Genomic DNA, 9,360 nt, shown 5'->3' on the forward strand with positions numbered 1-9,360 from the left:
GTAGCCTGTGTAACCATTTGAATATTTGATGCTTGCTCCTGGGAGGCCATGTTGATTTCTTCAATATCTTCATTTAGAGCAGAGAGTTGAGGAACAATTTCGCGGATAAATTCCATGGTTTCAGTTGACATTTGAGAACTGGCAAGAATTTTTTCCGTAATTTTGGTAGCAGAAATCGTAGTGTTTTCGCTTAATTTCTGAACTTCCCTGGCCACCACGGCAAAACCTTTACCATGTTCACCTGCCCTGGCAGCTTCCACCGCAGCATTTAGGGAAAGAATTTTAATGTTTTGTGCAATGTCGTTGATGACTCCACTCAACTGCGCAATTTCTTCCTGCATTTCTGCAGCCTTTTGTGCATCCTCATTAAGCAGCTTGAATTTACTAAGCATTTTTTCGCTTGAGCCTTTGATTTGGAAGCTTTTATCGGCATTTTGCTGAACGCTGGCTGACATTTCCTCCATGTTGCTGCTAATTTCTTCGCCTGTGCTGGCCTGTTCATTTGTTGAGGAACTGAGAACCTGGCTGCTGGCTCCAAGTTGTTGAGAAGCTGAAGTAATGTTTGCGCTGCCTTGTTGAATTTCACTAACAAACAGTTGCAGCTTTACAACCATTTTAGTGAAACTGTCTGCCAGATTTCCGATTTCATTATCTGATTTAATGTCAATGTCATGAGTAAGATCTCCGTCTGCAATAAGGGCGCTGATTTTGTCAAGTTTAACCAAAGGTTTTATTCGACTCCCGATAAAATGCTTCATTCTGAAGATAAAAAACAGAAAGGCAAGAATGATGGTGGGGATAATCCAAAATGCTGCAGAAATAACATTGGCAAAAACATATTTGGCATGAACTTTTGCTTGCAGCTGCCAGGGACTTTGGTGGTCATTGAAGTAAATCGGGTTTGTAATAGCTCCGACGAAACCGTCGAACCACTGGTCAATTTTTCCCGCTCTTAAATTTTGAAGTCTGAGTTCAGCATCGGGGCAATCCTCTTTAAGGTTTTTTCCGATAAGTTCGGGGAAGAAATTATGAGTAAGATATGTCCCGTTATTATCAAGCAGTGCTACGGAGGAGTTTCCATCGTAAATGGAGACCCCTTCGAGTTGATTGTAAATGGCTTCTATATCCACATCGCATCCAATGATTCCGGCAAACTGTCCGTCCACTATTATCGGATATGAAATGGTATATACTTTGAATTCTTCTTCTCCTGCCGTTCGATAGTGGGGATTTGAGACAAATGATTTCAAGGTTTTTTTAGGTTCCTTATAGTAATTGTGGTTTTGATATTCTTCGAAAGGGAGAGTTTTATTGCTTGATATATAGACACTAAATGCATTTGGGATATCACCCGACCTATGTTTCTTAAAACTTTTGTCTGTTTCAATAAAGCCCGGCTCCAGTGCGATGAAAATACCTTTTAAATCTTCTTCCTGCAGGAGGAAGTCTTTAAGGTAGTTGGCGAAGTATTCTTCACTGAGGTAGTTATTGACAGAAGATGATATTTGAAAAGAAATAGTCCTTTCCATGTTTTCAATCAGGAAAGTATACTGGGCATTATCTTTTTCAATGCTCTGAGCGCTGTTTTTGAGGGCAAGGTCTCCATAAATCATACTGCTGTACATAATCTCTTTCTGAAAAAAATAGAGTACAACAGAAAGAAGGATTAGAATGGAAATGATGAATATTCTAATCGAGTTATTTATAATAACTTTTGACAATGTTTTTTTAATTGTACTCATACAGTTAGTGTTTTAAATAGGTGTTAAAATGTTAAAATTCAGTTTGTAAAATGGAAATTTCTTTTGAAAAGTATTGTTATACGCTACATGTGTATTAATGTTCGATGAGTTTTTTCGAAAAAACATTAAATGTAATTAATCTAAATAGGCATTAAAATCTAAAGTATTATCAATTAGTTTCTTTAGTATTTTGTTAATAAAAAAACATCTACAAATTGTTTTGTATAGAACAAAGACAATATTTTTGTAAAATAAATCAAAGAAAACCTATTGTCATGAATTGGGATTTACAAGAATGTTGTACAAGAGAGGAAATGGCCTCGATTCAGTTAAAACGGTTACAGAGCACAATAGCACGAGTTTATGAAAAAGTGCCGTATTATCGGGAGAAAATGGAGGCTCAAGGCGTTAAGCCAAAAGATATAATGAGTCTAAGTGATTTGAGAAAACTTCCATTTACAGAAAAGACCGATTTACGCGATACTTATCCCTTTGGACTGTTTGCAGCTTCCCAGGAGGAGATTATTCGTCTTCATGCTTCAAGCGGAACCACAGGAAAGCCAATTGTAGTTGGTTATACTGAAAATGATATTGAAATATGGAGAGAGATGATAGTGCGAACGATGTATGCTGCCGATATATCAGCGAAAGACACCATACAGATAGCTTATGGTTATGGTTTATTTACCGGAGGGATGGGAATTCATTATGGAGCAGAGAAGGTGAAGGCCAGGGTAATTCCTATATCAGGAGGGAATACCCGTAAACAAATTGAACTGATGGAGGATTTTGGTACCACGGTATTGGCGTGCACGCCATCTTACGCATTGCATCTGGGAGAAGAGATAAAACGTCATCCCGGACTAAGGAGCCGTTTACAACTCAAAACTGCCATTCTGGGAGCTGAGCCCTGGACTGAGCAGATGCGACATCAAATAGAAAATCTATTGGAAATAGATGCTTATGACATTTACGGATTAAGCGAGATTATTGGGCCGGGAGTTGCTTATGAGTGTGAAAACAAAAATGGGCTTCACATAAATGAAGACCATTTTATTCCTGAAATTATAGATCCGGAAACGCTGGACCCCCTGGGAGCGGGAGAGTATGGAGAATTAGTTTTTACTACTATTACCAAAGAAGGAATTCCGATTATCCGTTACCGGACCCGCGATCTGACCGCTCTAAATTATGAGCCTTGTGAATGTGGCCGGAGCCTGGTGAGAATGAGCAAATGCGAAGGACGTTCGGATGATATGCTGATTATTCGCGGAGTGAATTTATTTCCGTCACAGATAGAAGCTGCATTGCTTGATCTGAATTTAACCAGTTCGCATTATGAGTTGCATGTGTCGAGAGAAGGAACTCTGGATAAAATAAGAGCTGTGGTTGAGATGAAAGAAGAAACAGCTGGCGGTACCGAGTTGTTGCAGAGAAAGATACGAAGTCATATAGAACATTGTATCGGTCTGAGTTTGGATTTGGAATTGGCAGCTCCCAATCAGTTGGAGCGTTTTACGGGGAAGAGTAAAAGGGTATTTGATAATCGTAGGAACTGATATTCTTGATTTTTCTGGTGCCCTTTGTTGAGGAGATCAGGACTTTGTCAGCTTTCGCTCTAAAGACTATTGTTCTTTTATTTAAATCGTCAAAACTCATCTCGCTTGCTACGCGTACGAGACTCAAACAGAGACGATTTCACGATAAAGCAACCTTGTTTTATGGCTTACCTGCCAAGGTCACCTTCCATCAAAAAAATGAGTCTCCTTAAAAATTGTTTTCAGGACAAAAATTATCAGGTTAAAAAATTAATTGAAAAAGAAAAAATACAGTGAAAGAGATGAATGCAGGGTTAATTAGTATGGCGGCCTATTTGCCGGCCAAGCCACTGGAGGGATCCATGGTTAAAGCACTTTGTGAATTTTTGAGGCAACAAACCAAGCTGCCCGGGGAATACATAGGAGAGATTGAGAAAACTGGTTGTATGCCCGGTCGAATTGAAACCAACTATGAGGGATGGGAAAGTCAGCCATGGTATGGAGCCTGGTTAAAATCCTTGTCACCTAAGAAGCAGGCAGATCCCTTTCAGGGCACAAAAGAACGCAGGAGAGTATCCGATGATCCGGCTTCCGTCAGGGAGAGTGTATATCCACATCCCATGTTGCCATCGGACGCAGAAGTAATTGCGGCTTCGATGGCCATTCTCCGGTCAGGATTAAATCCGGATGAAATTGATTTGGCATTGGCTCATTCCCAGGTTCCAGATCGTCCGTTGCCCCAGAATGTTTCACTGGTACAGCATAAGCTGGGTTTGAAGAATGCCGGAGCTTATGCCGTAGATACCTGTTGTTCTTCCTTTGTTTCTATGATAGAAATTGCTGTTGCCATGGTGAAGTCCGGTCTCAGGAAAAATGTACTGATCGTTTCTTCTTACATAGACAGTCATGTAAATGATAAAACTACTCACTTTAGTGTAGATACAGGTGATGGAGCTGCTGCCGGCATTGTTTCTTCCTGTGATTTGGGATATCTGGCGTCGCATTCTTCGAGCCATGGTGACCGTCATGACGGGATAGTCTTTGAGACACGTGAGCCTCTGTTGTATAAGGGACTGCACACTTCGCCGGACAGGAGGCAATTGGTCACCACGTTTCTAAATAAGGATGCCTGTAAGGAAATTGCTGTTAATGCAGAAAGAGACATGGAGGAAGTTGTTTCCCGGACGTTAGGAAAAGCATCCATGAATACCGGAGATATAGATTATTTTGTAACGCATCAACCGGTTTCGTGGGCAGGAGAAGCCTGGCGGAAGACCATCGGGATACCCAAAGAAAAGTTTTATGAAAGCTTTAAGAAATATGGGAATATAGCCACAGCAGCTGCCGCTACCAATTTCACAGAAGCCCTGGAACAGGACTTGATAAAAGCCGGAGACAACGTTTTAATTGCCTCAAGTGGAGCGGGAGAAAACCATATTGCTGTGTTGCATAAAATTTCTCCGGTTTTGGTGGAGAATGTGAAACGGTTTGTGTAGGTGAATGAGTAGGGGGCAAAGGGCATGGAGCATGGAGAAGGATGTTTAGCTCTTAGCTCGTGGCTCATAGCTCATAGGGAGAAGGCAAAGGGCATGGAGCATGGAGCAAAGGGCATGGAGCCAGGGGTGGGAGGTTTAGCTCTTAGGTTGTTGCTCTTGGCTCTTGGCTCTTAGGGCGAAGGGAGAAGACTTGAAGTTACGATTAATAGTAAAATAGGCCGATTTAATGTTTTTTAATTCATGGAAAAAAGCAAATATGAACTTTCGAAAACCGAGGTAATCATCCCAAAGGTTCCTGTCGGAATAACCGGAGTAGGAAGTTATCTGCCACCAGTGGTTGTAAGGAACGATGAATTTACCAATTTGAATCTGAGTGATTCGGATAGAGAGTTTATGGAAACCAAATCAGGCATCAAACATCGACATTGGGCCCGGAACGAAGACGTTACTTCTATGGCCGTAAAAGCCGGGTGGGAGGCAATGAAAAATGCCGGTGTCGGGCCAATGGATGTGGATATGGTGGTTGTTACCCATATTACGAGGAACCTATCCCAATTGACGCCACCCAATTCGGTAACGATTCAAACCCAACTTGGTGCCCTGAATGCTACTGCAATCAACATAGACCAGGGATTTACCGGATGGATGTATGCATTGATGACAGGAGCTTCATACGTTGCTTCAGGGTTTTATAAAACAGTATTGGTGGTTTCGGGGGAATCTATATTGCCTCATACCGACAGTACCATTATGAAATCGATGCTTGTTGGGGATGGGGCAGGCGCTTTTGTTTTGCAGGAAACGGAAAGCGGTTACGGATTACAAGGATTTCATTTAATGTCGGAGCAATATCCTGAGGTAGCGGCAGGAGTTGGTGTCGACGCTTGTTTAGCCGGGCCTGCAGAGCAAAGTATTACTCAAAAAGCTTTTTTTAATATCGCTCCGAATAGTTTTCAGCGGGATTTGCCCTATGTGAAGGAATTCCTTCCATTTTCTGTGAAGAAGGTGCTAAAAGCCCTTGATTTGAGTGCAGAAGAGATTGAACATTACATATTGGCCCAAAAATTTGACTGGTTAAACCGTCAGTGGGCCGATCATATAGGAATTGATTACTCAAAAGTTCACCAGACACTTGAGAGGCATGCCTGTATGGAGACAGCCAGTATTCCGGTGATAACAGATGATGCAGTTCAGACCGGGAAACTGAAACGGGGAGATCTTGTTGTTTTTGCAGATTTGGGCTCCAACTGGTCGGTCGCTTCGGCAGTGTTTAGATGGTGTTGTTGTTAATGAAAAGTGAGTTAGTTAAGGGTCAATTGTCAGTAGTTGGGAGGTGGAGGAGGCAGAATTCCGGGGGAGTGTGGAAAAGATATAGATGCGAAAAGTAGTATTCTCATTTACCGGGGTTAGTGGTTTTCAATAATTGGGAATCCAAGGTGCTAATATGGAACATATGGCGATTACATTCCGATTGTGAAAAAGTTGACTGAAAAGAAGTCTTTAATGAAATCCAGGCTTCAGATGATAATTTTTTGAGTTGGTCTCAGGCATGACTTGCAGCAGTTGGAAGTTGGTTTTTCCCGACAGCTTTGATTTTACATTTCTTTTTCATTACGGTAATGATGAAAATTTTTTGAAGCAATAGTGGTGGTTCAAGGTTCTGTCGTTCAGGAGAATATTGGAAGCACAATATTTGAAACGCTGTTTTATGGATGCGCACTTAGTCTTCGAAAAACGGAACAAAAGTAAAAATTACCCGTAAGCAACAGGAAAGTGACAAAAGTCGATAAATTATTGACGAATGGTTAAAGAATGGTGATTAAAGTTGTATTTAATAGAAGAATGGATGTTTTTCTTCCAGTTAATTTCATTTCATGTACACTACTGTTTCCGGGAAAAATGTTCAGGTAGCCGACCTGATGGATTTTTATGAGAAATTACCTGTAGGAATTATTTTTCTAAACGGAATATGTGAGGGTGTGTCTGGTATTCCGGATTTTTTCGGTTCCGGAAAATCTCTTAAATTTTCCGTATGAAGGTAGTGGCTCCAAACAAAAAGCGCCAAGGCCGAAGTCCTAAGCAGTTCATTGCTTTGTTCCTTGTGGTGACGATAGTTCTTACGTTTATTTATTTTACTTATGATAAAGATATCTCTTTTGTTCTTCTGTTGATAATTATTCCAGTTTCGGGATTTCTTTACGACCGGTGGTTTCGGCAGGCTGTTTCATTGGTCTACCACAAAATGGAGCAGGAGAAATTTGCTACATTTGACAATATGCTTGAGGGCTGTCAAATCATCGACAGGGATTACCGTTACGTTTATATAAATCCAGCTGCCAGTCTTCAGGCGCGGAAGAACCCGGATGAACTTACCGGACGTCGTATGTTTGATGTTTTTCCTGAAATTGAAGAAACGGAGGTATTTCAATCCATACAACGATGTATGGAACATCAATGGTCGCACCACTTATCCAACAAATTTGTTTTTCCAGGAGGGACCTCCGGGTGGTTTCGACTGGTTATAGAGCCAGTTCCGGAGGGTGTGATGATATTGTCGGATGATATTACGCGGGAGAAAAATCTGGAAAAACAAAACAAGAGTTATCTGGAAAAGATATCAGCCCAGGTTCCGGGAGCGCTGTATGAATTTCAGATGGATTCAGCCGGATATCTTTTGTTTCGGTTTGTAAGTGAGGGGATATCAAAACTGTATCCTAATCTTACCCCGGAAAAACTTAGGAAGAATGCTAATCTTGCTTTTGAGGCCATACATCCTGACGATGTTGAAGAAGTGAGACAAAGCATTCAGGAATCTTATGAGCAGTTATCAATATGGGATGTTGAATTTCGCATGATAGGACGAGAAGGTAAAATCTATTGGCACCAGGGAGTTGCGAGTCCAGAAAAGGGAGAAGGTGGTGTTGTGCGATGGTATGGGATTTTACAAGATATCACTCACAGAAGGAAGTCCAATGAGCAAGTTGTTTTACTTTCGAAAGCAGTAGCGCAAAGTCCTGTTGCCACCAGAATCACAGACAAGGAAGGAAATATAATATATGTAAATGAGGCATTTGTCAGGCACACCGGCTATACTCTTGCAGAAGTTAAAGGGCAGAATTCCAGGATTCTTTCGTCCGGTTATCATTCCAAAGATTACTTTAAGGATTTGTGGGAAACAGTTCTTTCGGGAGGAGATTGGAAAAATGAGTTGTTAAACCGCCGAAAGGATGGAGAGTTGTATTGGGAGAGTGCAATTATCTCTCCCATCATTAATGAGGGAGAAATCACCCATTTTATTCAGGTAGGAGAAGATATATCTGAGAAAAAGCGAACCCGGGAGGAACTTGTTGTTGCCAAGGAAAAAGCCGAGGAAAGTGATCGCCTGAAAACAGCATTTCTTTTGAATTTTTCGCATGAAATAAGAACGCCCATGAACGGAATACTTGGGTTTCTGAAGCTTTTAGATGAGCCTGACCTGGATTCTGACACCCAAAAGGAGTTCATTGCCCTTGTTAATCAAGGAGGTCAAAGACTTCTTGATACTGTCAATGATATTGTGGAAATCTCGAAAATCGAATCAGGGGTTCGGGATTTAAAATATTCAAAGGTGGATATCAGGGAGGTGTTGAATTATCATTACCAGTTCTATCAGCCGAGGGCAAAAGAAAAAGAGCTTTCCTACCGGCTTAGGTTAGATGGCCTTTCGAGTGAGGATGAATGTTTGGAAACTGATCGAACCAAGTTGGATGGAATTCTCACGAATCTACTGAACAATGCTTTTAAGTTTACAGAAAGTGGTTCAATCGAGCTTGGGTGTGGCAGGGAAAATCACAGATTTGTTTTTTATGTAAAGGACACCGGGCCAGGAATACCAGCAGATCGTTTTGATCAGATATTCGAGCGATTTGTGAAGGCCGATATGTCATTAACTTGTGGGCATGAAGGGCTGGGGCTTGGATTATCGCTGGCCAAAGGAAATGTGAAAGCCCTGGATGGTAAGATCTGGCTTTCCTCTGAAGTAGGTGAGGGGAGTACTTTCTATTTCAGTATTCCCGGAGAAAAGGTGGGTAATGAACAGTTTTCGGGCTGAAGTATTTTGGTATTGGCCTACGTCATGAAAGATGTTGGTTTTTTTACTTAAATCGTCTTTTACGAAGTACAACTATTCTATCTCGATTGTATGCCGATTAGCTTACATAAAAAATGATAGAAAATGGCAAGACCTGCATCAAAAAATGATTTACTCCAGGCAGCTCATGGAAATTATGAAAAGCCTTGGACTGTGGTTGAATAAATAGGGGAGATTTTCAAAAGAAAGGACGCAAGCTTTTTGAAATTGTTTTTACTTTTAAGGTTTCTTTTTCCATTGTTTTTTAGTTTCAGGTAAGTTTACTTAAGAAACGCTGCGTTTCCACACATCTGCAGATGAACAGAGAAAGATGCTGGTTGAGCGGTCGGAAGGTGATAATGAAGAGAAAGCCGGAGGAGAATAATTTCGAAAGCGATCTGTCCATTCTTACAATCTTTTTTCTTTAGGCAACTGTTTAGGATAGAGATTTATAGCTGATGAAACAAGTTGTTTTA

At 41.1% G+C, this 9,360-nt stretch carries 6 protein-coding genes; 5 read left to right on the forward strand and 1 reads right to left on the reverse strand.

Translation table 11 applies throughout. The features are described from left to right. Positions 1-1,742 (reverse strand): methyl-accepting chemotaxis protein (locus QZZ43_RS15320; RefSeq protein WP_291861240.1); only part of this gene is annotated, 1,742 nt, incomplete at its 3' end. A gap of 275 nt (positions 1,743-2,017) precedes the next feature. Here QZZ43_RS15320 and QZZ43_RS15325 point away from each other — a divergent pair. The 5 genes from QZZ43_RS15325 (at position 2,018) to QZZ43_RS15345 (ending at position 8,866) form a co-directional block, all read left to right on the forward strand. Next, positions 2,018-3,301 carry a phenylacetate--CoA ligase family protein gene (locus tag QZZ43_RS15325; protein ID WP_291861242.1) on the forward strand — a complete coding sequence of 428 codons (1,284 nt, stop codon included), beginning with the start codon at positions 2,018-2,020 and terminating at the stop codon, positions 3,299-3,301. 281 nt (positions 3,302-3,582) lie between these two features. Beyond that, positions 3,583-4,776 carry a 3-oxoacyl-ACP synthase III family protein gene (locus QZZ43_RS15330; RefSeq protein WP_291861248.1) on the forward strand — a complete coding sequence of 398 codons (1,194 nt, stop codon included), beginning with the start codon at positions 3,583-3,585 and terminating at the stop codon, positions 4,774-4,776. 240 nt (positions 4,777-5,016) lie between these two features. After that, a complete protein-coding gene (locus tag QZZ43_RS15335; protein WP_291861244.1) occupies positions 5,017-6,066 on the forward strand; it encodes a 3-oxoacyl-ACP synthase III family protein in 1,050 nt (349 codons plus the stop codon). Between the two features lie 584 nt (positions 6,067-6,650). After that, positions 6,651-6,812, forward strand: a complete 162-nt coding sequence (locus QZZ43_RS15340) for a hypothetical protein (RefSeq protein WP_291861245.1) — start codon at positions 6,651-6,653, stop codon at positions 6,810-6,812. Beyond that, positions 6,809-8,866 carry a PAS domain S-box protein gene (locus QZZ43_RS15345; protein WP_291861247.1) on the forward strand — a complete coding sequence of 686 codons (2,058 nt, stop codon included), beginning with the start codon at positions 6,809-6,811 and terminating at the stop codon, positions 8,864-8,866. Before QZZ43_RS15340 ends, QZZ43_RS15345 begins: the two co-directional genes overlap by 4 nt. Positions 8,867-9,360 lie beyond the last annotated feature (494 nt).

Source organism: Marinilabilia sp., from assembly GCF_016278715.1.
Lineage (GTDB): Bacteria > Bacteroidota > Bacteroidia > Bacteroidales > Marinilabiliaceae > Marinilabilia.

What these genes read in the sequence shown, in the direction of transcription:
- QZZ43_RS15325 (WP_291861242.1), top strand. Translation starts at nt 2,018, where the DNA reads ATGAATTGGGATTTACAAGAATGTTGTACAAGAGAGGAAATGGCCTCG.
- QZZ43_RS15330 (WP_291861248.1), top strand. Translation starts at nt 3,583, where the DNA reads ATGAATGCAGGGTTAATTAGTATGGCGGCCTATTTGCCGGCCAAGCCA.
- QZZ43_RS15335 (WP_291861244.1), top strand. Translation starts at nt 5,017, where the DNA reads ATGGAAAAAAGCAAATATGAACTTTCGAAAACCGAGGTAATCATCCCA.
- QZZ43_RS15340 (WP_291861245.1), top strand. Translation starts at nt 6,651, where the DNA reads ATGTACACTACTGTTTCCGGGAAAAATGTTCAGGTAGCCGACCTGATG.
- QZZ43_RS15345 (WP_291861247.1), top strand. Translation starts at nt 6,809, where the DNA reads ATGAAGGTAGTGGCTCCAAACAAAAAGCGCCAAGGCCGAAGTCCTAAG.